Raw genomic sequence first — 24726 nt, 5'->3', positions numbered from 1 at the left:
TCAGCCCTTTTTCAGGACCCGGTTGCCCAGCAACTCGGCGATCTGGACCGCGTTCAACGCCGCGCCCTTGCGCAGGTTGTCGCTGACGCACCACAGGTTCAGGCCGTTCTCGATGGTCGAATCCTGACGGATACGGCTGATGAAGGTGGCATAATCGCCCACGCATTCAACCGGCGTCGTGTAGCCGCCCGGTTCGCGCTTGTCGACGACCATGATCCCCGGCGCTTCGCGCAGGATGTCGCGGGCTTCGTCCTCGTCCAGGAAATCCTCGAACTCGATGTTGATGGATTCGGCGTGGCCGACGAAGACCGGCACGCGCACGCAGGTCGCGGTGACCTTGATCTTGGGATCGACGATCTTCTTCGTCTCGACCACCATCTTCCATTCTTCCTTGGTCGAGCCGTCTTCCATGAAGACGTCGATCTGCGGGATCACGTTGAAGGCGATCTGCTTCTGGAACTTGTTCGGTTCGACTTCCTGACCGGGCACATACATGCCCTTGGTCTGGTCCCACAGTTCGTCCATGCCTTCCTTGCCCGAGCCGCTGACCGACTGGTAGGTCGAGACGACGACGCGCTTGATGCGGGCGCGTTCATGCAGCGGCTTCAGGGCGACGACCATCTGCGCGGTCGAGCAGTTGGGGTTCGCGATGATGTTCTTCTTCGAATAGCCTGTGATCGCCTCGGGGTTCACCTCGGGCACGATCAGGGGGATGTCGGGGTCGTAGCGATAGAGCGACGAGTTGTCGATCACCACGCAGCCGGCCTTGGCGGCGATGGGCGCGTATTTCTTGGTCGCGTCCGAGCCGATGGCGAACAGCGCCATGTCCCAGCCGGCAAAGTCGAACTGTTCGATATCCTGAATTTTCAGGGTCTTGTCACCGAAGCTGACCTCGGTGCCCTGCGACCGGCGCGAGGCCAGCACGGCAATCTCGTCGACCGGGAACTGCCGTTCGTCGAGGATATTCAGCATCTCGCGGCCCACGTTCCCCGTGGCGCCGGCAACAACGACTTTATAGCCCATTGGGGACTCCTGTTTTCTGCGGTTGCAAGCATTTACCGCAGGCAGGGGCCGGATGGAAGGGGCGCGGCGTTGCGCAGCGCTGCGGGCGTTGCTTCGGCCCGTCGCGCAACAGGTGGGACGTGACGCGAAAAGCGCCAGCAAATGCAGGGTTTCGGGCTGCACCGCGCATGCACCGGGCCAGCACAGCGCGTGCACAGCCTGTACACCGCTTGCGTACGCCCTGTTGCGCGGAAGGTCAGTGAAAGTCCCGGCTGGGGAACAAGCGCTTTGCCTGTTCGCGCGGATGCATGGCGCGGGGCGGCTGCCTGCGCGCGCGAGGGCGGGGGGCGTCATTCGCCTTGGCGTGGGTGACGCCCACGGCCTCTTCCAGCGGATGGCCGAGATCGGAGAGGCGATGGGACAGATCCTCGATCCGATCCGCGATCAGATGGGTGACGATGCCTTCGCGTTGCAGCCGTCCGCTGACCCGCAACAGCCGCCCGCCCATGACGATACGGCGAAACTGCGCATAGACCTTGGGCCAGACGACAATGTTGGACACCCCGGTTTCATCTTCAAGCGTCAGGAAGATCACCCCCGACGCGGTGCCCGGCCGCTGCCGGGTGATGACCAGACCGCAGACCGTGACACGTCCTTGCGGCGTCGCGGGCAACTGGTCATGGCAGGTCAGGCCCGGGATCGAGGGGCGCAGAAGTTCCATCGGATGGGCGCGAAGCGTCAGGCGCATGGAAAGGTAATCCTCGACCACCTCCTGGCCCAGATGCATGGCGGGCAGCGTGACGGCCGGTTCGCGATGCCCCTCGCCATCCAGCGGATCGGCAAACAGCGGCAGAGGCGCCGGTGCCCGGATGGCCCGCACCTGCCACAGCGCGTCGCGCCGGGTCAGGCCCATGCCGGCGAACGCATCCGCCTCGGCCAGCCGTTCCAGCGTCGCCGGAGCCACGCCGGAGCGCAGCCACAGGCTTTCGGGATCGGGATAGCCATTGCCCCGCGCCGCGACGATCCAGCCCGCGTCTTCTTCGCGGAACCCCTTGATCTGGCGGAATCCCAGCCGCAGGGCCAGGCTGCCATCCGCGCGCCGTTCCAGAAGATTGTCCCATGCGCTGCGATTGACACAGATCGGGCGGATATCGACCCCGTGTTCGCGGGCATCCCGCACGATCTGCGCGGGCGCATAGAATCCCATCGGCTGGGAATTGAGCAGCGCGCAGGCGAAGATCGCCGGGTAGTGGCATTTCAGCCAGGAAGAGACATAGGTCAGCATCGCGAATGCCGCCGCATGGCTTTCGGGGAAGCCGTAATCGGCAAAGCCCTCGATCTGGGAAAAACAGGCTTCGGCGATGTCCTGGGAATAGCCGTTGGCCAGCATTCCCTTTACGAAACGGTCGCGATGTTCGCCGATCGTGCCCATGCGCCGGAAGGCGGCCAGAGACCGGCGCAGCTGATCGGCCTCTTCGGCGGAATAACCGGCCCCGACCACGGCGATCTGCATGGCCTGTTCCTGAAAAAGCGGCACCCCCAGCGTCCTTTTCGTGACCTCGGCCAGGGCCGGGCCGAAGGGTTCGGATGTCTCGAGCCCCTGCCGCCGGCGGATATAGGGCTTGACCATACCGCCCTGGATCGGGCCGGGACGGACGATGGCGACCTCGATCACCAGATCATAGAAGGTCGCGGGTTTCATCCGGGGCAGGAAGTTCATCTGCGCCCGGCTTTCGACCTGAAACACCCCGATGGCATCGGCGCGTTGCAGCATTTCATAGGTTGCCGGGTCTTCCTGCGGCACGCTGTCCAGGCACAGGAAGGTATTTTCATGACTTTCCAGCATGTCGAAGCATTTGCGCAGGCAGGTCAGCATCCCGAGGCTGAGCACATCGACCTTGAGGATGTTCAGCGCGTCGATATCGTCCTTGTCCCATTCGATGATCGTGCGGCCCTCCATCGCGGCATTTTCGATCGGGCAAAGCTCGTCCAGCCGGCCACGGGTGATGACGAACCCGCCGACATGCTGGGACAGGTGGCGGGGAAAGCCGATGATCTCGCCGATCAGCCGGATGGTCTGCGCCAGCCGCCGGTCGCGCGGATCCAGCCCCAGTTCGCGGATGCGGGCCGGATCGGCGCCGTCATTCGACATTCCCCAGATCTGCCCGGCCAGGGCGGCGGTCACATCCTGGCTGAGGCCCATGACCTTGCCGACCTCGCGGATGGCGGCGCGCGAGCGGAAATGGATCACCGTCGCGCAAAGCCCGGCACGGTCGCGGCCGTATTTTTCATAGATCCACTGAATGATCTCTTCGCGCCGTTCATGTTCGAAATCGACGTCGATATCGGGCGGTTCGCCGCGATGCCGCGAGATGAAGCGTTCGAAGACCATGCCGATCATGTCGGGCGAGACATCGGTGATCCCCAGAAGAAAGCACAGGATCGAATTGGCCGCCGACCCCCGCCCCTGACACAGGATGCCGCGTCGGCGTGCCTCGGTCACGATATCGTGGACGGTCAGGAAATAGGCGGCATAGCCAAGTTCCCTGACCAGGGTCAGTTCCTTCTGCAGCAGCGTCAGAACCCGGTCCGACGGGGCGGTGGAATATCGCCGCGCCAGCCCGGCGTGGGCCAGCCGTTCCAGCCGGTCCTGCGGGGTTTCGCCCTGTGCGATCTCATCCGGATATTCATAGCTGAGCTGGGCCAGATCGAAGGCGCAGCGATCCGCGATTTCGACCGTCCGCCGGATCGCCGCCGGATGGTTGCGGTAAAGCCGGGCCATCTCGGCCCCCGATTTCAGCCGCCTTTCGGCATTGGGCAGGGCACGGGTGCCAAGCGCGTCGATGGTGATCCCCTTGCGCAGGCAGGTCAGCACATCGGCCAGCGGACGGCGCGCGGCGCGATGCATCAGCACATCGCCGACGGCCACCATCGGGGTCGAGGCGCGCAGGGCCAGCGCGGCGCAGGCGTCGAACCAGCCCTGGTCCGAGCCGTCATAGCGCGGCGCAGCGCCCAGAAAGACCCGCCCCGGATGGCGCCGGGCCAGCCGCCGCAGCGGATCGGCGGCATCCGCCAGATCGCGGGGCGGCAGCGCGATCAGGATCATGCCCTGGCAGCCATCCTCGAGATCGTGCAGATCCAGATGGCATTCGGCCTTGCCGGCCCGGCGCTTGCCCAGGGTCAGCAGCCGGGCCAGCCGGTGATAGGCCTCGCGGTCGGTGGGCAGGGCCAGCCATTCGACCGGACCATCGCGCAGCACCAGTCGCGCGCCCACGATCAGCCGGGGCAGCCGGGCGGCGGGGTCGCATGGCAGATCCCGCCGCGGCCCGAATTCCTGCCGGGACGACGGGTCGATCCGCCGGGTGGATCGCACGGCAAGGCGCGTCTCGGCCTGTTTGCGCAGGGTCTTCATGGCCGACCACGCCCGCACCACCCCGGCCAGCGAATTTCGATCGGTGATGGCGATGGCCTGCAGCCCCAGTTCGACGGCGCGCAGGACAAGTTCCTCGGGGTGAGAGGCGCCGGTCAGGAAGGTGAAATTCGAGGTCACGCAAAGTTCCGCATAGTTCGGCCCGTCCCGGACGGGACCGGGCTGGTCGTCATCGGCCTGAGTGGCGCCGCGGGGATCATGCATGGTCCCGGTCACGCGAATTCCCCCTGCACGAACCAGCCGGGATGCTGAGGCGTGTGAAACAGCCACAGGCGGCGGCCTTCGCGGGTATCGATCTTCCAGTAATCCCGAAGGCCCGAGCGCCAGCCGTCATTCGGGGCCCACCATTCCGGCGCGATCCGTTCGGGTCCGGTGGCGCGCGCCGCGGTGAAGGACATGCGCCGCCAGCGGAACCGGGCGGGCGGTTGCCTGCCCGAGGCGCTGATCGGCTCGGGCGGGAAAAGCCGCAGGGGCCGCAGACCGGGCCGCAGACCGGGCCGGGTCCAGGCCGAAGCGGCGGCCGGGGGGGACAGGGTGGCCGGAACCAGAAAGAAAGCCTGTTCCGGGATATGGCTGTCGGCGGGGCGGAAGCGCTGGATGTTGTCCAGCCCGATCCTTGTGCCGATCCGGGTGATCAGATCGTCAAGCCGGTCCTGTCCCGAAGCCTTCGTGTCGATCCCGGTCTGACGGGCGGTCAGCGGTTCGACCACCGCCGCCTCCAGCCGGATCTGGTCGATCCCGAAACCGGCATCGGCCGCCTCTATGTCGCGTTCGAACAGCGGCAGGATCCGGGCGGGGTCGCGCATCGGCCCGGCCAGGCGCAGCGTGATCGGGTGGCTGGCCCGATCGATCCTGCGCAGCGACAGGATCAGCATCCGGGCGCCCATGTCGTCCCGGCCAAGCCGCGCGCAAAGTGGGTCCAGCAGCCGTGCCGTGACGCCCATCACGTCGCGGGTCAGCCCGATCGGCTCGGGCAATGTCATGCGCAGCGCGTAGCGGGGCGGATCGGGCTGCGGCACGACCGGTTCGGGCATCTGGCCCAGGGCCTGATCCAGCCGGGCCAGCAGGTCCGGCCCGAAGCGCCGCGCCAGGGGCGCGCGCGCCGTCGCCACCAGGTCGCCGATTCGGCTCAGTCCCAGCCGCTGCAGGGCGATGTCGGTCTTGCCGTCCAGACGCAGCGCGGCGACCGGCAGCGCCTCCAGCGGCTCGTCGCCCTGCGCATAATGGGCCAGCGCCCAGGCCGCCCCCCTTGTGCCGGCCAGCCCCAGCCGCAGGGTCAGCCCCGCTTGCGCCGCCCTGCCGCGCAGGTCGTCCAGCAATGCCGCCTCGCCGCCCCAGAGATGTGTCGATCCCGTCGCATCCAGCACCAGCCCGTCGCGGCCCTCGAACCCCACCCAGGGGCAATACCGCATGGCCCAGCGGCGCAGAGTCCCCAGAAACCGGGCATCCAGATCCGGCCGCGCCGGACCGGTCAGCAGGTCGGGACAATAGGCCCGCGCATCGGCCAGGCTCATGTCGCGACAAAGTCCGACCGCCTCGGCGCGGGGGTTGAGGCAATAAAGACGCTCGGCATTGCCGTGCCGCAGTGTCAGCGCGAAGGGGCCGTCAGTCGGGCAAGTGCGTAGAACCCGTTCAGTTGCCAGCCGGGGAAACCACAAGCAGATGATGCGTCTGTTCATCCCATCGAACATGCCAGGCACCGTTTGTTCCTGATTTGTTCTTGATAATTTCCCACCGCATCAGAGTCGAGTCCGGCCGCTGCGGATCCAGGACCGGCACCGCCCGCCAGCGCGTTTCGGCGGCGTTGCTGCCCATGCCTTCGGGAATGAGACAAAGTCCGGTGGTTCCGCCCGCCTTGGCCGCCAACTGCAATCTGCGTCCTTCGCGCAGATTCAGGGGCCGGGTGACCTGGATCACCACGAATCGCACGGCGGTATCCTTCAGCGCCTCTTCCGCGACGGCAAGGCTGTCGGTCTGGCCGGGCGATCGCATCAGCAGGATACGGGCCGGATCGATGAAATCGGCAAGGGCCACGGGATTCAGCGCATCATGCAGCCAGGCCTCGCGGATCCACGGGACGTGACCCGTCACCTGCGCCGCGGCCATCGCCGCAAAGCCTGCGGCCCCGGCCCCGCAGACCTCGTGAACCCTGCCTGACCGCAGCGGGAAAGAGTCGGAAAACGCATTCTGCATGACGCCATATCTACACCGGATGCCTGCATCCTCTCAATGGCGCCGCCGGGGCTGCCGCGATGCGACTGCTGACCGGCATCCAAATGCACATCCAGAAGCGCGAAGAACAGACCGGGGGTAGTCAAGGGTGTCGATAGCCTTGGACAGTTGAACTGACACCGCGGACATTCCTGCAAGGAGCAGCGGGGCCTGCTTTGAGCCCTTATCCGACGGTCGATCAGATGACTTTACGCTCTGCGGCAGTCCCGGCATCCCCAGTGTTAGGGGTTCCGGTTGGCTCAATGAGCAAAAGATGCGCTTCCTTACGGGCGAATGGACAATGTTCGACACCTTTAGGGACCACAAACATCTCTCCTCCTTTCAAAGTGACGGACCCGTCCCTGAGCTGGATGTCGATTTCACCTGAAAGAACAAGGAAGAAGTCATCTGTGTCTGCATGCGAATGCCATCTGAACTCTCCCTCTACCTTCACCACCATGACGTCATGACCGTTGAAGGTTGCGACCGTGCGCGGTGACCATTTTTCATCGAATGTCGCGAGCTTTGCCGCCAAGTTCACCGCCTGAGGCATCGTCTTTCTCCATATCCCTTGCTCTGGCAAGGTATCTCGCCGTGAGCGGCGAATGGCAAGTTCGTCCCGCTCTCCAAACCTTGTCAGGTTGAAAGCTGAAACTCGGTTTCGGTTCAGGAACTTCGGTGTTCGCTGCCTGGTCATGATCAAGTTTGTGAACAAGCGTGTCGGTCATCCTGCGGATCTGCGATGCGACCGGTGCCGGGATGTGGTCAGGCGGGGCGGATCAGGGTCAGGCGCGCATCGGTGCGAACGAGGTCGTTGACCCATGCGGATTCCGAGGGAAAGTCATGGGGCACCTGTTCGGCGCTGCGGCGGCCCGACAGGCTTTGCGAAACGAAGAAGTCGAAACCATACAGCGACAGGGTGCGCAGCCGCGATCGCATCAGCAGGTCGATCATCATCGCGCCGGTGGTCGGCGGCGCGGCCAGACGGCCCCGCAGCGCGGTGTAATCGTCCAGCGGGTGCAGGTAGAAGCCGGGACTGCTGGCGCTGCGCCAGTCCAGCCGCTTGCGCTTGGGCGACATCCACAGGATGCGGTCGGGGGCGATGCGCGCGCGGTCGGCGTCCGACAGCCGCGTGGCCAGCGCCAGCCAGTCGGTGCGGGTGCCGTGGCTTTCCGCCGAGGGCATCGGCGCGCGGTTGATGCGGATGACCAGATCGGCGGCGTCGATCCTGGACCCGCTTGTGCCCTTGGCCAGCGCGCGGGCATTGCCGATCAGGGCGATGGATTTGCCTTCCAGATCGGCCAGCAGATTGCCCTGCGGCACCGAGATGCGGCGCAGCGCGGGTTCGTCGCGCAGCAGGCGGGCGGCGTAGAAGCGCAGCGGCGTCACGGCCGATCCAGCAGGTCGGAATAGATCTGCACCAGTGCGCGGGCCTCGGTCTGGATGCTGTGGTCCTGTTCCACATGCGCGCGCGCCGCTTGGCCTGCCGCCGCGCGGGCCGCGTCGTCGTCCAGCCAATGCGCCAGCGCGGCGGTCAGCGATGCGGCGTCGCCGGTTTCCACGATGCTGCCGGTCCGGCCGTCGCGGATCAGCGCCTCGTAGGCGCCGACGCGGCTGCCGATGGCGGGCACGCCGCAGGCCATCGCCTCGAGCGGGGTCAGGCCGAACCCTTCCCAACGGGCAGGCGCGGCGAACAGGTCCAGCGCCTGGTAATGCTGGACCAGCCGGTCCCAGGGCAGTTCGCCCAGAAAGCGGATGCGGTCATGCAGGCCGGCGGCGTCGATCCGGGCCTGCAACGCGTCGGCGAAACCGCGATGCTCCGGCGTGATCCGGCCGGTGAAGACGATCTGCGCGCGCGGGCGGTCGGGCAGCAGGTGCAGCCCGGCCTGCACCAGAAGATCGACGCCCTTCTGTTCGCGGACCCGCCCGAAACAGCCGATCAGCACCGCGTCCGGGTCCAGCCCCAGTTGGCGGCGCAGCTTGGCGCGATCATCCGTCGGGTGAAAGACGTCTGTATCGACACCGTGCATGATGACCTGCGCGGGCCGTTCCAGATAGCCCGCCGCCTGCGGCGTGGTCGCCACCAGCGCATCCTGCTGGCGGATCAGCCAGCGGGTGAAGCCGGTATGGCGGCGCTGGGCTGCCGAGGTGAACATCAGGCGGTATTTGCGGCGCAGGACGCGGCGCAGGATCAGCCCCAGCGCCATTTCGGTGTTGCGCCGTGCGTGCCAGACCCGCCAGCGGTCACGGGGAAGGGTGGCCGCGCGCCACAGCGGGATATGCGGCAATTCCGGCGGCAGGCCCGGCCCTGTCGCGCGGATGGCGATCAGACGGGCCTGGACCGGGATCAGCCGCACCACCGTCGCGGTGACGCCGGACAGGCGGCGTTTCAGGTTCGGCGCGATGACAAGGGGCGTGTCGGTCAAGCGGGGGCCTTGGGGCTGAGACGGGTGAGGCCCCGGCCGCGAGAACGGCCGGGGAGGCATGCCGGTCAGCATAGTCAAGCTTGGCGGTGCTGAACAGGGCGGCCCGTCGCCGGAGCTACTTGGTGCCCGGCGTGCCGTCGAACTTCTTCTCGATGCTGTCCCAGCAGTCGATATAGTCGTTCTGCAGGGGCGCCTCGGTCGCGGCGAAGCGGGTCAGATGCTGCGGGAAGCGTGTCTCGAACATGAACTGCATCGTGTTGTCCTGCTTGACCGGCTGCATCGGTTCGGTCGAGCCGTGTTCAAAGGCGGCGCGATCGGGACCGTGCGGCAGCATCATGTTGTGCAGCGAGACGCCGCCCGGCACGAAACCCTTGGGCTTGGCGTCGTAGATGCCGTGGATGTTCCCCATCAGCTCGGACATGATGTTCTTGTGATACCAGGGCGGGCGGAAGCTGTGCTCGGCCACCATCCAGCGTTCGCGGAACAGCACGAAGTCGATATTCGCGGTGCCTTCCTGCCCTGACGGCGCGGTCAGGACGGTGAAAATCGACGGGTCCGGATGATCGAACAGGATCGCCCCGACCGGCGAGTAGGTGCGCAGGTCGTATTTGTAGGCGCAGTAGTTGCCGTGCCATGCGACCACGTCCAGCGGGCTGTGATCGATGAAGGTTTCGTGGAACTGGCCGCACCACTTGATGACCACGCGGGAGGCGGCGTCGCGATCCTCGAAGGCGGCGACGGGGCATTTGAAATCGCGCGGGTTGGCAAGACAGTTCGCGCCGATCGGGCCGCGGCCGGGCAGGTCGAATTTCTGGCCGTAATTCTCGCACACGAAGCCACGCGCGGGACCGTCGGGCAGTTCGACCCGATAGACGAGGCCGCGCGGGATGATGGCGATCTCGCGTGGTTCCAGGTCGATCACGCCCAGTTCGGTGCAGAAGCGCAGGCGCCCCTCTTGCGGGACGACCAGCAATTCGCTGTCGGCGGAAAAGAAGTATTCGTCCTGCATCGAGGCGGTGACCAGATAGATATGGCTGGCCATGCCGATCTGGGTGTTGACGTCGCCGGCGGTGGTCATCGTGCGCATGCCGGTGATCCAGGTCAGCGCCTGATCGCCCAAGGGCACCGGATCCCAGCGATACTGGCCCAGCGAGATCACGTCCTGCTCGACGTTCGGCGCCGATTGCCAGTAGGGCAGATCGATCTTGCGGAACCGGCCGGTATGCTTGACCGAGGGCCTGATCCGATAGCACCAGGTCCGTTCGTTCTGTCCGCGCGGCGCGGTGAAGGCGGTGCCGGACAGCTGTTCGGCATAGAGACCGTAATTGCATTTCTGCGGCGAGTTCTGACCCTGCGGCAGCGCGCCCGGAAGGGCCTCGGTTTCGAAGTCGTTGCCGAAACCCGGCATGTAGCCTTCATGCGGTCCGGTCGCGCCGGTGGCGCGGATCATGCCCCGGGGAAGATCCTGCGTGGCCATCGAATTCCCTCCACTCACCATGTCATTGCGAATGCAACGATCATAACGTTGCTTGTGCAACGACGTCAAGCATCGACATCCGCGCGGGCTTGCCTGTTGCACAGGCAACGAAATATTGCTGATCTGTCAGGGAAGGAGAGACCATGACGTTCCATCTTGACGAATTCCTGCCCTATCGCCTGTCGGTCGCCGCCAGCCAGATCAGCCGCCGATTCGCCGCCCGCTATGCCAAAGAGGCGGGGCTGACGATCCCGGAATGGCGGGTGCTGGCGCATCTGGACCATTCCGGCGCGGTCAGCGTGCGGGACATTCATGCACGGGTCAACCTGGACAAGTCGATGGTCAGCCGGGCGGCCTCGCGCCTGGAGAAGGCTGGTTTCCTGCGCAAGTCGGGGCACGAGACCGACCGACGGCTGATCGTGATGGAGCTGACGCCGGCGGGTCGCGACCTGATGGCGCGGCTGGGCCGGGTCGCGACCGGCTTCCAGGCCGAGCTGTTGTCCGAACTGGGCGACGACGCTGCGGCGCTGGACCGGGCCTTGCGACAGCTGGCATCGCGCGGATGACCGTCCGGCGCTGCGGCGCGGCGGCTGACGAAGCGGGCGCGCCACCCGGCCCCCATCGAGGGGGCCGCGCGGCGGCGGGGCCTGCGCCCCCGCGTCCCCGACCCGGCCGGTGGTCTTTCGTCAGGCGATCAGCGCGGGCAGCATGTCGCTGGCCTTGTGGACGCCCAGCTTCTGATAGGCCCGCTGCCGATAGGTCAGCACGGTGCCATGGCCCAGCCCCAGATCAACAGCGATCTGCCGCGCCGTGTGGCCCGCAAGCGTGCGGGCGCAGACCTGGCATTCGCGCGATGTCAGGATCGTGTGCGCCGCGGCAAGGCGCCGGGTGATCCGATCGACCAGCCCGGCCTTGTAGGACAGCTGCCGGGCAAGCCCCGTCAGCCCGGTGATTGCCAGCTGCGCCAGCGCGCCAAGCTGCGCGATGTCCACCTGCGCATCGCTGTGCCGGTGATAGAAGGTGACGACAAGGCTGTGATCGGCAAAGCGCCAGCCAAAGCAGATCTTTTCGGAAAATCGCGGGCGTTCGAAACAGAGCCGGCGATAGGCTGCAAGCTCGATCGCGTCGGCGGGAACCCGGCACAGAAACCCGCTGCCCGGCGCGGCCGCGTCGCGGGCCGCGACGGCGGGATCGCTGCGGTGAAATCGCCTTGCATAAGCCTCGGCGCGTTCGGCGACATCGTCGAGATCGCTGGACGATGCCAGGGTCTGCGGTGCGCCGTCGCCGCTGCGATAGGCAAACAGCTCTTCGATCCCGGCCACCGAATGCGCGGCGTCCAGAAGCCGCTGCGAGAACAGCAGCGGATCGCGCGCCTCGAGCAGCGTCGCGGCGCGGTCAGGGTCGATCAGGCCCGAGGAGATCATCGCGGCCTCGCGTTCCATGTCATCAGGTCTAATGACATACAGCCCCGATTCGTTGCAATAGAAATGATCTCGACACCAGATGCACCTGACAGAATGGGAGAGAGACATGGCGAAATCCTTCGCTTCCTCGGCCGACAGATCCGAAAAGACCGACACGCTGGAGATCCTGGGCGATGGAGTCTACGCGCTGACCGCCGAGGGCGATCCGAATGTCGGTGCGATCGAGGGCGAGGATTTCGTCGTCGCCATCGAAAGCCGCGCCACCCCCGCCGCAAGCCGCGACTGGCTGAAGATCCTGCGCGAACAGACCGACAAGCCGGTGCGCTATCTGGTGCTGACCCATTACCACGCCGTCCGGGTGTTGGGCGCCAGCGCCTTCGATGCCGGCGACATCATCATGTCCGAGGCCAGCCGCGATCTGGTCGCAGAGCGGGGCGAACAGGACTGGAAAAGCGAATTCGGCCGGATGCCGCGCCTTGCCAAGAACGCCGACGAGGTGCCGGGCCTGACCTGGCCCACGATCACCTTCGCCACGGACCATGACATCGAACTGGGCGGCGATCGCGGCAGGCTGGAACTGCGCTTTCTGGGCCGTGGTCATACCGGGGGCGATATCGCGGTCTGGCACGACAAGACCCGGACGCTGTTCGCGGGCGATCTGGTCGAGTCCAAGGCCGCGCTTTATACCGGCGACGCCTATCATTTCGACTGGGCCGGCGCGACGCTGGACAACGTCAAGGCCTATCGCGCCGAACATCTGATCGGCGGGCGGGGCCCGGTATCGCGCGGTGTGGCCGAAACCGACGCAGCGGTCGAACAGACCCGCAAGTTCCTGCACGGTATGATCGAGAATGTCGGTCGCGTCCACAAGGCGGGCGGATCGCTGAAGGCGGCCTTCGAGGCCACCCGCGACGCGCTGGCGCCTGAATTCGGTTCCTGGCCGATCTTTGAACATTGTCTGCCCTTCGACGTGCAGCGTCTGTGGGACGAATTCGACGGGATCGAACATCCACGCATCTGGACGGCCGAACGCGACCGCGAGGTGTGGGCCAAGCTGCAGGACTAGGCCCGTGGCGGGAGGAGAGAGGGCATGAGCGGACATCACGACATCCCCGTCTACAGGCGGATCGGGGCGACGCCCGCGCCATCCGGCAGGACCGATCAGGCCGGTGTGGTCATCGCCGGGGCAGGTCCGGTGGGTCTGGCGATGGCGTTGGATCTGGGGCGGCGCGGCCATTGCGTGACGGTGGTCACGCGGCTGGATTTCATCGCCCATTGTTCCAAGGCGATCTGCTTTTCCAAGCGGTCCCTGGACATTCTGGACCGGCTGGGCGTCGGCGATGCGGTGGTCGCCAAGGGCGTGACGTGGAATGTCGGCAAAGTCTTCCGGGGCGACGGCCAGCAGCCGATCTATCAGTTCGACATGCTGCCGGTGAAGGGCCAGAAGCGGCCCGGCTTCATCAACATCCAGCAATACTATGTCGAGGAATTTCTGCTGGATGCGTTGCTGGCGCTGCCCAATGTCGAGATCCGCTGGGGCCACAGCATCGAACAGGTCACGCCGCGCGATGACGGGGTGGAACTGGATATCCTGGCCGCCGGGACGGATTACCGGCTGTCGGCCGACTGGCTGATCGCCTGCGACGGATCACGCTCGACCGTGCGCGCGCGGATGGGGCTGGATTTCGAAGGCCGCGTCTTCGAGGACAATTTCCTGATCGCCGATATCCGGATGACCCACGAGATGCCGCCCGAACGCTGGTTCTGGTTCGATCCGCCCTTCAATCCGGGCAAATCGGCACTGATGCATCGCCAGCCCGACGATGTCTGGCGGCTGGATTTCCAGCTGGGCTGGGATATCGACCGCGATGCCGCGACGCGACCCGAAAATGTCGAGCCCTATATCCGCGCCATGCTGGGCGGCGATGTCGAATTCGAACGCGAATGGTATTCGGTCTATACGTTCCAGTGCCGGCGCATGGCCCGGTTCGTCCACGGACACGTGATATTCGCGGGCGATTCGGCGCATCTTGTGTCGCCCTTCGGTGCGCGGGGCTGCAATGGCGGGTTCGCCGATATCGACAATCTGGGCTGGAAGCTGGACCTGGTCCTGAGGGGAAAGGCGGATCGGCGCCTGATCCAGAGCTATGACCACGAAGCGGTCCTGATGGCGGATGAGAACATCCTGAACTCGACCCGCTCGACGGATTTCCTGACGCCGAAATCGCCGGCCAGCCAGGCGCTGCGCGACGCGGTGCTGGAACTGGCGCAGGACCATGAATTCGCGCGCCCATTCGTGAATTCGGGGCGGCTGTCCACAGCGGTCGCCTATCCCGAAAGCCCGCTGTCCACGCCGGACGAGGACGCGTGGCAGGGCGGCGTGGCGCCCGGTGCGCCGGTTCCGGACGCGCCGCTTGGGGATGGCTGGCTGCTGGAACGGCTGGGCGACGATTTCGTGCTGCTGGCCCACGGATGGCAGGGCGAGGTTCCGGCGGGGCTGTGCGTCGTGGCCATCGACGGGGCGGCGGCGCGGCGGCTGGGACTGCAGGCAGGCGCGGCCTGTCTGGTGCGCCCCGATCAGTATGTCGCCGCGCGATGGATGCAACCCGACAGGGACCGGATCGGGGCGGCCTTGTCGCGCGCCAACGGGGGAACGCCATGGCCGAACTGAGAACCGATGTGCACCTGTCAGCTCATGACGATCTGTATGCCGCGCTGCTGCGTCTGCACGAGGGCCGGACCGAAGCCGAAAGCCTGAGGATCTGGTCGCGGCTGGTGCTGCTGCTGGCCAACCATATAGGCGATGCCGAGGTCATCCTGCAGGCGATCGCGCTGGCCCGGCCCGGCGAGGCCGCTGCCGACGCCCATCCCGCTGACGCGACAGGGCTGAACCACTTGCGTGAAGGGCGCGGCCAGTGACGGCCGCGCCCCGAAGCTGAAGCGATCACGGGTCAGAGGATGAAATCGCCGGCCCAGTAGTCGCTGGCGTTATCCACCCCGTCGATGATCCTGACCGTCATCTCGGGGGCCGCGTCATTGTCGGTATTGACCCGCAGCCAGGTCTGGTTGCCGACATTCTGCATCCAGATCGTGCCTGCCCCGCCTGCGGTGGTGCCGTTGAAGGAGAAGGCCTGGTTGCCCGCCAGGTGCACATTCGCGTCGATCGAGGACAGGTCGATGCGATCCTCGGTCGCCGAGACAAGATTGATGCCGGCGCCCTGGAAATCGCGGATCGTGTCGTAATTGGCCGAGTTCCCGAAGGGAGAATCCGACGTGCTGTAGAAGCGGAAGACATCCTCGCCGCCGCCGCCGGTCAACGCGTCGGCGCCGCTGCTGCCGGCCAGTATGTCGTTGCCGTTCTGCCCGTAAAGCTGGTCATTGGCGGTGCCGCCATTCAGGAAGTCGTTTCCATCGCCGCCGAACAGCCGGTCGCTGCCCGACTGGCCATACAGGCTGTCGTTGCCGCCGTCGCCTGCCAGCGAGTCATTGCCGTTATTGCCATACAGCCGGTCGTTGCCCCACTGGCCATACAGCCTGTCATGGCCATTCCCGCCGGAGATGCCGTCATTTCCACCGCCGCCATACACGCGGTCGTTGTCGTCCTGGCCATACAGATAGTCGTTTCCGCCGCGGCCCTGGATCAGATCATTCCCGTCATCGCCGTAGATGCGGTTCGAGCCCGCCGTGCCATACAGCGAGTCATTGCCGTTGCCCGCGCGCAGATTCTCGAACTGGGTGAAGCTTTCGCCGGCAAAGTTGGTGGCGCCACTGTTCAGATCGACGCGGTAATTGCCATTGAAGCTGGTCGTGTCCAGCAGGTCGGTGCCGCTGCCGCCGCGCAGCGTTTCGGGCGTTCCCAGACCGGCATAGACGACATCGTTGCCATTTTGCCCGTCATAGACGCCGAACCCGCTGGACCGGATCGCGTCGTTGCCCGAACCGCCATAGACGGTATCGGTGCCACCGCCGCCGGTCAGGCTGTCATTGCCCGAACCGCCGCTGATATAGTCGTTGCCGCCCAACCCGTTGATCGTGTCGTTCCCGGCATTGCCATAGATGCGGTTGGCGCCCGATGTGCCGGTCAGGTTGTCGTTGCCGCTGCCGGAATAAAGATTCTCGAACTCGACGAAGCTTTCGCCGGCATAATTGGTCGCGCCGGTCGTCAGGTTGACCGTATAGTTGCCGCTGAAGCTGGCGGTGTTCAGCCAATCGGTGCCGGTGCCGCCGCGCAGCGTCTCGGGCGTGCCGAGGCCCGCATAGACATAGTCGTTGCCGGAATCGCCGTCATAGACGCCGAACCCGCTGGACCGGATCGTGTCGTTGCCGGTGCCGCCATAGACGGTATCGGTGCCGCCGCCGCCGGTCAGGATGTCATTGCCCGAGCCGCCGCTGATATAGTCGTTCCCGCCCAGACCGTTGATCCGGTCGTTTCCGGCATTGCCATAGATGCGGTTGGCGCCCGTCGTGCCGGTCAGGTTGTCGCTGCCGCTGCCGGAATAAAGATTCTCGAACTCGATAAAGCTTTCGCCGGCGAAGTTGGTCGCGCCGGACGTCAGGTTGACCGTATAATTGCCGCTGAAGCTGGTGGTGTTCAGCCAGTCGATGCCGGTGCCGCCGCGCAGCGTCTCGGGCGTGCCGAGGCCCGCATAGACATAGTCGTTGCCGGAATCGCCGTCATAGACGCCGAACCCGCTGGACCGGATCGTGTCGTTGCCGGTACCGCCATAGACGGTATCGGTGCCGCCGCCGCCGGTCAGGATGTCATTGCCTGACCCGCCGCTGATATAGTCGTTGCCGCCCAGCCCGTTGATGCGATCGTTGCCGCCCAGCCCGTAAAGCTGGTCGGCGCCGTTCGAGTTGGGCGCCGTGTCGTTTCCGTTAGTGCCTACCCAGAAAACCATGATCTTTCCTTTCCTGTTTTCGGTCTGGATTGAACCGGGCTTCAAGGGTCGCGGCGCGGCGTGAAACATCCGTGAAAAATATGTTACTGATGCGATATATCTAGCGAGTCCAGACCGTTATATATCGGTCGAAATTGGCGATCTAACACGGATGGACTTCGACGGCCTGTCAGCCGCAGACGTTGATCTTGCCGGTGCCTTGTCGATGCAATATTCATGACAAGGAATGTATCGGAGAGGCGGAACATGGACAGCAAGGCCAGCATGGATGAGATGCGGGACCAGTTGCGCAACCTGAACCGGGCACTGCCGGATCAGACACGCGGCTTTGGCGCGATGCAGAAGTCGATCAAGGAAGGCGGCGTGCTGGGGGTCAAGGAAAAGGAATTCGTGGCCCTTGGCATCGCCATCGCCACGCGCTGCATGCCCTGCATCGAATTCCACGTCGAGGCCCTGATGAAGACCGGCGCCAGTCGCGAGGAGATGGCCGATGTCTGCGCCATGGCGATCAACATGGCGGGCGGTCCGGGGCTGATGTATGCGGCCAAGGCGATGGCGGTGTGGGATCAGCTGGCCGAGGGCTGATCAACCCAGATAGGCGCGCAGGCCGGGCGGCGGATCGTCCAGCAGCGGGTCCGTGGGCGTCGGCGGATCGGCACGGCCATCCTGGATCAGGACCGTGTCGGGGGCGAAGGCGCGGGCGTCGCGCGGATCATGCGTGACCATCAGCACCGTCGCGCCGGTCTGGTCCGCGATACCCGACAGCAGGTCCAGCATTTCGGTCTTCAACGCCGGTCCCAGCGCGGCGAAGGGTTCGTCCAGCAGCAGGATCGGCCTTGCCCGCAGCAGGACGCGGGCCAGGGCGACACGGCTTTGCTGGCCGCCCGACAGGCTGGCGGGGCGGCGCTGGGCCATGCCGTCCAGCCCGACCTGATCCAGCACCTGCGAGACCCGCGCCTGCTGCGCACCGTTCAGCCGCAGATCCGGGCGCAGCCCCAGCCCGACATTCTGGGCGACGGTCAGATGCGGAAACAGGTTCTGGTCCTGAAACAGGAACGACGCGGGCCTTTCGCCCGGCGGCAGGTCGGTGATGTCCTGCCCGTCCCACAAGATGCGTCCCTGATCGGGCGTTAGGAACCCGCCGACCAGCGACAGCAGCGTGGACTTGCCTGACCCCGAGGCACCGATGACCGCGACGCGACGGCCGGGTTCGATGCGCAGATCGGCCCGCAGGGTGAAATCGCCACGCGTGGTGATGGTGTCGCGAAACTCAAGCAAGGCGGCCTCCTCGGTCGAACAGCCAGAACAGCGCAAAGCTGATCGCCATCAGCAACACGGCGCAGGCCGAGGCGTCGGTCATGCGATAGGACCCCATCAGCTGATACAGCTTCAGCGGCAGGGTCGGCTGATCGGTGGCAAACAGTGTGATGACCCCCAGATCGCCCATCGCCAGCGCGGCGGCCAGACCGCCCGCGAAGCCAAGCGGCCGGGCCAGCCGGGGCAGCGTCAGGTGCCGCAGCCGTGCCAGCCCGCGCATGTCCAGCGAATCCGCCAGCCGCCCGTAATCCTCGCGCAGGGCCTGTGCCGCCGGGATCAGTGCGCGCAGCCCGAAGGGCAGGGCCATGATCGCGTTGATCGCCACGGTCACCGGCAGCGCCAGCGCGTCCGTTGAAAACCAGCCGCGCAGCAGGATGAACAACCCGGTGCCAAGGACCAGCGGCGAGGCGATGATCGGCAGCATCCCGGCCGCCTCGATCCAGGCGGCGCGACCGCGCGCGATGGCCAGCGCCAGCGTCAGGCACATCGCCAGCGCCAGACCGGCCGAAATCAGTGCCATGACGACGGACCGCAGCGCCGCGGTCCAGACCTCGGGCGGCAGGGAGGGGATGCGCGGCAGGCCCTGGACCGTGACCGCCATGATCGGCCACAGCAGGAACAGCGCCGCCAGCATGATGGCAAGCGCATCGGTTCCGACGCGCCAGCCGCGCGGCCCGCGCGGCCCCTGCGTCTGGTCCAGCCCGGTGCCGAACGCGGCGGGAATGCTGATCCGCCGCGCCAGCACCATCGCCGCAAGGCACAGCCCGATCTGCACCAGCCCCAGCGTCGCAGCCTTGCCCAGGTCGAAATCGAACCGGAACGCCTGATAGATGGCCAGCTCGACCGTTGTGGCGGATGGTCCGCCCCCCAGCGTCAGCGCCACCGCGAACGAAGTCAGGCAGACCAGGAAGACCGCCAGCCAGACGCCGGGCAGCACCGCGCGCAGCATCGGGCGTTCCAGATGCCGGGCCACGTCGCGCGGCGCAAAGCCAAGGCTTTCGGCCAGCCGGAACCGTTCCGCCGGGATCGCCTGCCAACCCTGCAGGATCAACCGGACCGACAGCGGCAGGTTGAAGAACACATGCGCGAGGATCACCCCCTGCCAGCCATAGATGATGAATTCCGGCAGGCCCGCGCCGCGCAGTGCCTCGTTGATCGCGCCGTTTCTGCCGAAGACCGCGATCAGCCCCATGATCGCCACGATCACCGGCAGGATGAACGGCGCCCCCAGCAGCGTGACCAGCGCGCCGCGGCCGGCAAAGCGCCGCCGGGCCAGCGCGCGCGCCACGGGGATCGCCAGCACCGCCGACAGGGCCGCTGACAGCGCCGCCTGCCAGACGGTAAAGCGGACCGCGCGCCAGTCCCATGGGCCCAGCCCCGAAAGACCCTGCGCCTGCCACGCGACGGCGGCCAGCGTGCCAAGGATCAGCGCCCCCAGACCGGCGGCGACCGCCGGCCCGCCAAGGCCCGATCTCAGCGCGAGAACGCGCGCAGCCATTCGTCAAGCGCGGGCTGACGCAGCGCCTCGGCCTCTTCTTCCGTGTAGAACAGCGTCTTTTCGGGGCGCGGCAGGTCGCGCATCACCTGCGGCCATTCGTCTTCCGGCAGCTTGGCGGGCAGCGACCAGTTGGCCAGCGGGATGGTCTTCTGGAAATCGGACGTCAGGATCCAGTCCATGAACTGCTGTGCCAGTTCCGGCTGGTCGGTGCCATTCACCTGTGCGGCCAGTTCGGCCATGAAATAGTGACCTTCGGGAAAGATCGCGGCTTTCTTGGTCAGATCGTCCTCGGCCGCGATGTGATAGGCGGGCGAGGTCGTGTAGGACAGCACCATGTCGGCCTCGCCGTCGGTGAACATGCCATAGCTTTCCGACCAGCCCTTGGTGACGGTCAGCACCTTTGGCGCCAGCTTTTCCCACGCCTCGGGCGCCTGATCGCCATAGACGCCCTTGACCCACAACAGCAGCGCCAGTCCCGAGATCGAGGCGCGCGGATCCTGGATCACGATCTTCAGGTCGTCGGGCGCATTCAGCAGTTCGTCGAAGCTGGCGGGCGGATTTTCCAGCCGCGTGTCGTCGTAGATGAAGGCCGTCTCGCCCCAGTTATAGGGCAGGAAGACATCGTCGGTCCATTCGACCGGCAGCGTCATCTCGGTCGTGTCCTGACCATGCGGGGCAAACAGCCCCGAGGCGCGGGCGCGGGCCGTCACGTCGGTGTTCAGCCCGAAGACGATGTCGGCATCGGTATTCTCGCCCTCCATCAGGATGCGGGGCAGGATGTCGCCGGTCACGAATTGCAGATCGCAGTCGCAGAGCGCCTCGAACCCCGTTTCGATCTTCGGGCCGGGACCCCATTCGCTGGCGATATAGTCGCCCGCATAGACGGTCAGCACGGGCTTGTCCTGTGCCGCCACAGGTGATGCGCCCGCAGCGGTCGCAGCCAGCAGGGCAACGGATATCAGGGTTCTTGTCATCGCCGGTCCTCCTTCGTCTTCGGTGTTTCGAAAGAAAGGACAGCGCCACCTTCCCTCCGCCGGGTTTTAACCGGATCAGGTTCAACGGGTCCGCGTGTCGCGTCTCAGCCGGTCAGGGCCCCCCGAGGTATCCCGGAAACATAGTGCGAATGCGGCGCGCTGCAAGGTGAAAGCGCGGTTTCCAAGCCGCCCGCGGACAGCTAGAAACGCCGGCAAAGACAGGCGAAGGACATCCATGAGCGATCAGCCCACACCGATGATGGCGCAGTATCTGGCGATCCGGGACGCCAATCCCGGCGCGCTGCTGTTCTATCGCATGGGCGATTTCTACGAGATGTTCTTCGATGACGCGGTCGCCGCCGCCGCCGCGCTGGACATCGCGCTGACGAAACGCGGCACGCATCAGGGTCAGCCCATCCCGATGTGCGGCGTGCCGGTCCATGCCGCCGAATCCTATCTGCTGACGCTGATCCGCAAGGGGTTTCGCGTGGCCATCGCCGAACAGATGGAGGACCCGGCCGAGGCGAAGAAGCGCGGATCGAAATCCGTCGTTGCGCGCGATGTGGTGCGGCTTGTCACGCCCGGCACGCTGACCGAGGAATCACTGCTTGAGGCGCGACGACACAATTTCCTCGCGGCCTTCGCGCAGGTCCGCGATCAGGCCGCGCTGGCCTGGGTCGATATCTCGACCGGCGCGTTTCAGGTGATGGATTGCCCGCTGTCCCGGCTTGCGCCGGAACTGGCGCGGCTTGCCCCGCGCGAATTGCTGGCGGTCGAGAATGCGGGGCTGGACGATCTGGCCTCCGATGCCGGGGCGGCACTGACCGATCTGCCCGCCGGTACCTTCGACAGCGCGTCGGGCGCGCGGCGTCTATGTGCGCTTTACGGGGTCGAGACGCTTGACGGGTTCGGCAATTTCAGCCGGGCCGAACTGGCCGCGATGGGCGCGATCGTCGAATACCTGGACATGACGCAGAAGGGCAGGCTGCCGCTGATGCGCCCGCCGCTGCGCGAGAACGCGGGCGGCGCGATGCAGATCGATGCCGCGACGCGTCGCAACCTGGAACTGACCCAGGCCCTGTCGGGCGGGCGCGAGGGGTCGTTGCTGACCGCCATCGACCGCACCGTGACGGCGGCGGGGGCGCGGCTGCTGGAACGACGTATCAGCGCGCCAAGCCGCGATCTGGCGCTGATCCATGCACGGCAGGAGGCGGTGTCGCTGCTGGTCGATGACGCGCGGCTGTCGGCCGATCTGCACGCCGCGCTGGGACGCGTACCCGACATGGATCGCGCGCTGTCGCGCCTGGCGCTGGACCGGGGTGGGCCGCGGGATCTGGCGGCGATCCGTGCCGGGCTGACACAGGGCGCCGGGATCGCCACGCGGATGCCGGCGGATGCAACCCGGGTGCTGGCCTGGGCCGCGCGGGATCTGACCGGACATGATGACCTGATCGACCTGCTGGACGATGCGCTGGTGGCCGAGCCGCCTCTGCTGGCCCGCGACGGCGGCTTCGTCGCCCCCGAATACGACGAGGATCTGGATCAGACCCGCCGACTGCGCGACGAGGGACGTGGCGTGATCGCGTCGATGCAGGCGGACTATGCCGCGAAATCCGGTGTGCAAAGCCTGAAGATCCGGCACAACAACGTGCTGGGATATTTCATCGAGACGACGACCACGCATGCCGACCGGATGCGGGCGATGTCCGATATCTTCATTCACCGCCAGACCACCGCCAACCAGATCCGCTTCACCACGGTCGAGCTGTCCGAACTGGAAACCCGGATCCTGAACGCCCGCGACCGCGCGCTGCAGATCGAACGGAACATCTTCGCCCGGCTGCGCGATGCGGTGCTGGACCGCGCCGCACAGATCGGGCAGGCCGCACGGGCGCTGGCCGAGATCGATCTGGCCGCCGCCTTCGCCGACATCGCCACCGGCGAGGGATGGACGCGTCCGCGCGTCGATGACAGCCGGGTCTTTCAGATCGAGGGTGGACGCCATCCCGTGGTCGAACGCGCGTTGAAGCGGAAATCCGAAAGCTTTGTCGCCAATGACTGCGATCTGACGGCGGGCGATACCCCCGCGATCTGGCTGCTGACCGGCCCGAACATGGCCGGTAAATCGACCTTTCTGCGGCAGAATGCGCTGATCGCGGTGCTGGCGCAGGCCGGAGCCTTCGTGCCCGCGCGCAGCGCCCATATCGGCATGGTCAGCCAGTTGTTCAGTCGCGTGGGGGCCGCCGACGATCTGGCGCGGGGCCGGTCCACCTTCATGGTCGAGATGGTCGAGACGGCGGCAATCCTCAATCAGGCCGACGATCATGCGCTGGTCATCCTGGACGAGATCGGGCGTGGCACGGCGACCTGGGACGGGCTGTCCATCGCCTGGGCCGTGATGGAGCATCTGCACGCCGTCAACCGATGCCGCGCGCTGTTTGCCACGCATTACCATGAAATGACCGCCCTGACCGCCAAGCTGGACGGGGTCGAGAACGCCACCGTCGCGGTGCGCGAATGGGACGGCGACGTGATCTTTCTGCACGAGGTCCGCAAGGGCGCGGCGGACCGTTCCTATGGTGTGCAGGTCGCACGGCTGGCGGGGCTGCCCGCCTCGGTCGTGGATCGCGCGCGCGAGGTTCTGGACGCCCTGGAATCGGGCGAACGGGAAGGTGCGGCACGGCCCGCCGCGCTGATCGACGATCTGCCCCTGTTCCGCGCCGTGCCGCCCGCACCCGCGGCGTCGAAGGCGAAGGACGGTCCTCTGGACGCGCGCATGAAAGACGTGCATCCCGATGCGATGTCCCCGCGCGAGGCGCTGGACTTGATCTATGAACTGAAGGCCCTGACCGGAGAACAGCCATGAGCTTCAACACATTCGGCCGCGAGTTCCGGTTCACGACCTGGGGCGAAAGCCACGGCCCCGCGCTGGGCGCGACGGTTGATGGCGTGCCGCCCGGTGTCGCGCTGGACGAAGACTTTATCCAGCAATTCCTGGATCGCCGCCGCCCCGGCACCAGCAAGCACACCACCCAGCGCCGCGAGGCCGATCAGGTGCGGATCCTGTCGGGCGTCTTCGAGGGCCGCACCACCGGCACGCCGATCCAGCTGATGATCGAAAACACCGATCAGCGCAGCAAGGATTACGGGGATATCGCGACCAGCTTTCGTCCGGGCCATGCCGATATCGCCTATCACCTGAAATACGGGCTGCGCGACTATCGCGGTGGCGGGCGGTCCTCGGCGCGAGAAACGGCGGCGCGGGTCGCCGCCGGGGGCGTGGCGCAGGCGGTTCTGGCCCATCTGCTGCCGGATCTGAAGATCATCGGCTACATGGTGCAGATGGGCGACATGCATCTGGACCGCGCGAAATTCGATGCGCGCGCGATCCCGGAAAACCCGTTCTTCCTGCCCGATGCAACGGCGGCAAATGCCTGGTCGGATTACCTGGACGGCATCCGCAAGGATCAGAACAGCGTCGGTGCCGCGATCGAGGTGCTGGTCGAAGGCTGCCCGCCCGGCCTTGGCGCGCCGGTCTATGCCAAGCTGGACACCGATCTGGCCGCCGCGATGATGTCGATCAACGCGGTCAAGGGCGTCGAGATCGGCGAAGGGATGGCCGCGGCCGCCCTGACCGGCACCGCCAATGCCGACGAGATGCGGATGGGCAATGACGGGCCGATCTTCCTGTCGAACCATGCGGGCGGCATTCTGGGCGGGATCAGCACCGGGCAGCCGATCGTGGTGCGGTTCTCGGTCAAGCCGACCAGTTCGATCACCACGCCGCGCCGCACCATCAACCGGCAGGGCGAAGAGATCGAGCTGATCACCAAGGGCCGCCACGATCCTTGTGTCGGTATTCGCGCGGTGCCTGTGGCCGAGGCGATGGCTGCCTGCGTGATCCTGGATCACCTGCTGATGGATCGCGCACAGACCGGCGGTGTTCGGGGCGAAATCGGCTGATCGGGCTGCCGCGCCGGCTCACCGGGTTGTGATCACGGCCGAAAAATGTTGTTCTGTCGCCTTATCCGCCGTCTCGGCGATAAGTCGGGCGGTCCCTTTTCGC

20 protein-coding genes and 1 riboswitch are annotated in these 24726 nt (G+C 66.2%); of the genes, 7 read left to right on the top strand and 13 right to left on the bottom strand.

The annotated features are described in order from the left end of the window. From J7359_RS01815 to hmgA, 8 genes are all read right to left on the bottom strand, one after another. Complete coding sequence (locus tag J7359_RS01815; RefSeq protein WP_209054804.1) at positions 1-1023, bottom strand: aspartate-semialdehyde dehydrogenase; 1023 nt, start codon at positions 1021-1023, stop codon at positions 1-3. Positions 1024-1258: 235 nt separating this feature from the next. Further along, positions 1259-4636, bottom strand: coding sequence for an error-prone DNA polymerase (locus tag J7359_RS01810; RefSeq protein ID WP_209054991.1), 3378 nt, complete (start codon positions 4634-4636; stop codon positions 1259-1261). An 8-nt stretch (positions 4637-4644) separates the two neighbouring features. Continuing rightward, the gene (locus J7359_RS01805; protein ID WP_209054803.1) at positions 4645-6123 is read right to left on the bottom strand and encodes a DNA polymerase Y family protein; all 1479 of its coding nucleotides are present in this window, start codon (positions 6121-6123) and stop codon (positions 4645-4647) included. Next, positions 6065-6625, bottom strand: a complete 561-nt coding sequence (locus tag J7359_RS01800; protein ID WP_209054802.1) for a hypothetical protein — start codon at positions 6623-6625, stop codon at positions 6065-6067. The genes J7359_RS01805 and J7359_RS01800 overlap by 59 nt, the downstream gene beginning before the upstream one ends. 217 nt (positions 6626-6842) lie before the next feature. Further along, on the bottom strand, positions 6843-7196 hold the full coding sequence (locus tag J7359_RS01795) for a cupin domain-containing protein (RefSeq protein ID WP_114350713.1): 354 nt from the start codon (positions 7194-7196) through the stop codon (positions 6843-6845). Positions 7197-7408: 212 nt separating this feature from the next. Then, the gene (locus J7359_RS01790) at positions 7409-8032 is read right to left on the bottom strand and encodes a glycosyltransferase family 29 protein (RefSeq protein ID WP_209054801.1); all 624 of its coding nucleotides are present in this window, start codon (positions 8030-8032) and stop codon (positions 7409-7411) included. Continuing rightward, positions 8029-9069: a glycosyltransferase family 4 protein gene (locus J7359_RS01785; RefSeq protein ID WP_247740104.1), complete on the bottom strand. Its 1041-nt coding sequence runs from the start codon at positions 9067-9069 to the stop codon at positions 8029-8031. The genes J7359_RS01790 and J7359_RS01785 overlap by 4 nt, the downstream gene beginning before the upstream one ends. A gap of 115 nt (positions 9070-9184) precedes the next feature. Further along, positions 9185-10546 (bottom strand): homogentisate 1,2-dioxygenase, encoded by a 1362-nt coding sequence (gene hmgA, locus J7359_RS01780; RefSeq protein WP_209054800.1) that lies wholly within the window; start codon positions 10544-10546, stop codon positions 9185-9187. A gap of 143 nt (positions 10547-10689) precedes the next feature. Here hmgA and J7359_RS01775 point away from each other — a divergent pair, with 143 nt between their 5' ends. Next, the gene (locus J7359_RS01775) at positions 10690-11112 is read left to right on the top strand and encodes a MarR family winged helix-turn-helix transcriptional regulator (RefSeq protein ID WP_209054799.1); all 423 of its coding nucleotides are present in this window, start codon (positions 10690-10692) and stop codon (positions 11110-11112) included. 120 nt (positions 11113-11232) lie between these two features. On the opposite strand, the gene J7359_RS01770 is transcribed toward J7359_RS01775, so the two are convergent. Then, positions 11233-11988 carry a helix-turn-helix transcriptional regulator gene (locus J7359_RS01770; protein ID WP_247740103.1) on the bottom strand — a complete coding sequence of 252 codons (756 nt, stop codon included), beginning with the start codon at positions 11986-11988 and terminating at the stop codon, positions 11233-11235. A gap of 88 nt (positions 11989-12076) precedes the next feature. Between J7359_RS01770 and J7359_RS01765 the strand changes: the two genes are divergently transcribed. The 3 genes from J7359_RS01765 to J7359_RS01755 are packed head-to-tail and all read left to right on the top strand — an operon-like array spanning position 12077 to position 14889. After that, the gene (locus J7359_RS01765; RefSeq protein ID WP_209054798.1) at positions 12077-13036 is read left to right on the top strand and encodes an MBL fold metallo-hydrolase; all 960 of its coding nucleotides are present in this window, start codon (positions 12077-12079) and stop codon (positions 13034-13036) included. A gap of 24 nt (positions 13037-13060) precedes the next feature. After that, positions 13061-14641 carry an FAD-dependent oxidoreductase gene (locus J7359_RS01760; RefSeq protein ID WP_209054797.1) on the top strand — a complete coding sequence of 527 codons (1581 nt, stop codon included), beginning with the start codon at positions 13061-13063 and terminating at the stop codon, positions 14639-14641. Next, positions 14629-14889, top strand: coding sequence for a DUF2783 domain-containing protein (locus tag J7359_RS01755; RefSeq protein ID WP_209054796.1), 261 nt, complete (start codon positions 14629-14631; stop codon positions 14887-14889). Before J7359_RS01760 ends, J7359_RS01755 begins: the two co-directional genes overlap by 13 nt. A 32-nt stretch (positions 14890-14921) precedes the next feature. Here J7359_RS01755 and J7359_RS01750 read toward each other — a convergent pair whose 3' ends face one another. Further along, complete coding sequence (locus J7359_RS01750) at positions 14922-16871, bottom strand: calcium-binding protein (protein WP_209054795.1); 1950 nt, start codon at positions 16869-16871, stop codon at positions 14922-14924. 246 nt (positions 16872-17117) lie between these two features. Between J7359_RS01750 and J7359_RS01745 the strand changes: the two genes are divergently transcribed. After that, positions 17118-17456: a carboxymuconolactone decarboxylase family protein gene (locus tag J7359_RS01745; protein WP_209054794.1), complete on the top strand. Its 339-nt coding sequence runs from the start codon at positions 17118-17120 to the stop codon at positions 17454-17456. Here the strand turns inward: J7359_RS01745 and thiQ are convergent, their stop codons facing one another. From thiQ to J7359_RS01730, 3 genes are read right to left on the bottom strand one after another with little or no spacing between them, the layout of a single operon-like run. Beyond that, complete coding sequence (gene thiQ / locus J7359_RS01740) at positions 17457-18149, bottom strand: thiamine ABC transporter ATP-binding protein (protein ID WP_209054793.1); 693 nt, start codon at positions 18147-18149, stop codon at positions 17457-17459. Beyond that, complete coding sequence (locus J7359_RS01735) at positions 18142-19686, bottom strand: ABC transporter permease subunit (protein WP_209054792.1); 1545 nt, start codon at positions 19684-19686, stop codon at positions 18142-18144. The genes thiQ and J7359_RS01735 overlap by 8 nt, the downstream gene beginning before the upstream one ends. Continuing rightward, a complete protein-coding gene (locus J7359_RS01730) occupies positions 19662-20660 on the bottom strand; it encodes a thiamine ABC transporter substrate binding subunit (RefSeq protein WP_209054791.1) in 999 nt (332 codons plus the stop codon). Before J7359_RS01730 ends, J7359_RS01735 begins: the two co-directional genes overlap by 25 nt. Before the next feature lie 34 nt (positions 20661-20694). Next, a riboswitch (TPP riboswitch) is annotated at positions 20695-20795 on the bottom strand. Positions 20796-20895: 100 nt separating this feature from the next. Here J7359_RS01730 and mutS point away from each other — a divergent pair. Together mutS and aroC are read left to right on the top strand one after the other, a co-directional pair. Next, on the top strand, positions 20896-23526 hold the full coding sequence (mutS, locus tag J7359_RS01725) for a DNA mismatch repair protein MutS (protein ID WP_209054790.1): 2631 nt from the start codon (positions 20896-20898) through the stop codon (positions 23524-23526). After that, complete coding sequence (gene aroC / locus J7359_RS01720) at positions 23523-24623, top strand: chorismate synthase (RefSeq protein ID WP_209054789.1); 1101 nt, start codon at positions 23523-23525, stop codon at positions 24621-24623. The genes mutS and aroC overlap by 4 nt, the downstream gene beginning before the upstream one ends. Positions 24624-24726: the final 103 nt, after the last annotated feature.

It is taken from the genome of Paracoccus sp. R12_2, assembly GCF_017744015.1.
GTDB lineage: Bacteria > Pseudomonadota > Alphaproteobacteria > Rhodobacterales > Rhodobacteraceae > Paracoccus.
Note: the sequence above shows the minus strand (reverse complement) of the source record. Positions and strands in the feature narration are given on the sequence as shown.

Coding starts and splice junctions, on each gene's coding strand:
- J7359_RS01815 (WP_209054804.1), bottom strand. CDS start 1,023: ATGGGCTATAAAGTCGTTGTTGCCGGCGCCACGGGGAACGTGGGCCGC.
- J7359_RS01810 (WP_209054991.1), bottom strand. CDS start 4,636: ATGCATGATCCCCGCGGCGCCACTCAGGCCGATGACGACCAGCCCGGT.
- J7359_RS01805 (WP_209054803.1), bottom strand. CDS start 6,123: ATGTTCGATGGGATGAACAGACGCATCATCTGCTTGTGGTTTCCCCGG.
- J7359_RS01800 (WP_209054802.1), bottom strand. CDS start 6,625: ATGCAGAATGCGTTTTCCGACTCTTTCCCGCTGCGGTCAGGCAGGGTT.
- J7359_RS01795 (WP_114350713.1), bottom strand. CDS start 7,196: ATGCCTCAGGCGGTGAACTTGGCGGCAAAGCTCGCGACATTCGATGAA.
- hmgA (WP_209054800.1), bottom strand. CDS start 10,546: ATGGCCACGCAGGATCTTCCCCGGGGCATGATCCGCGCCACCGGCGCG.
- J7359_RS01775 (WP_209054799.1), top strand. CDS start 10,690: ATGACGTTCCATCTTGACGAATTCCTGCCCTATCGCCTGTCGGTCGCC.
- J7359_RS01770 (WP_247740103.1), bottom strand. CDS start 11,988: ATGGAACGCGAGGCCGCGATGATCTCCTCGGGCCTGATCGACCCTGAC.
- J7359_RS01765 (WP_209054798.1), top strand. CDS start 12,077: ATGGCGAAATCCTTCGCTTCCTCGGCCGACAGATCCGAAAAGACCGAC.
- J7359_RS01760 (WP_209054797.1), top strand. CDS start 13,061: ATGAGCGGACATCACGACATCCCCGTCTACAGGCGGATCGGGGCGACG.
- J7359_RS01755 (WP_209054796.1), top strand. CDS start 14,629: ATGGCCGAACTGAGAACCGATGTGCACCTGTCAGCTCATGACGATCTG.
- J7359_RS01750 (WP_209054795.1), bottom strand. CDS start 16,871: ATGGTTTTCTGGGTAGGCACTAACGGAAACGACACGGCGCCCAACTCG.
- J7359_RS01745 (WP_209054794.1), top strand. CDS start 17,118: ATGGACAGCAAGGCCAGCATGGATGAGATGCGGGACCAGTTGCGCAAC.
- J7359_RS01735 (WP_209054792.1), bottom strand. CDS start 19,686: ATGGCTGCGCGCGTTCTCGCGCTGAGATCGGGCCTTGGCGGGCCGGCG.
- J7359_RS01730 (WP_209054791.1), bottom strand. CDS start 20,660: ATGACAAGAACCCTGATATCCGTTGCCCTGCTGGCTGCGACCGCTGCG.
- mutS (WP_209054790.1), top strand. CDS start 20,896: ATGAGCGATCAGCCCACACCGATGATGGCGCAGTATCTGGCGATCCGG.
- aroC (WP_209054789.1), top strand. CDS start 23,523: ATGAGCTTCAACACATTCGGCCGCGAGTTCCGGTTCACGACCTGGGGC.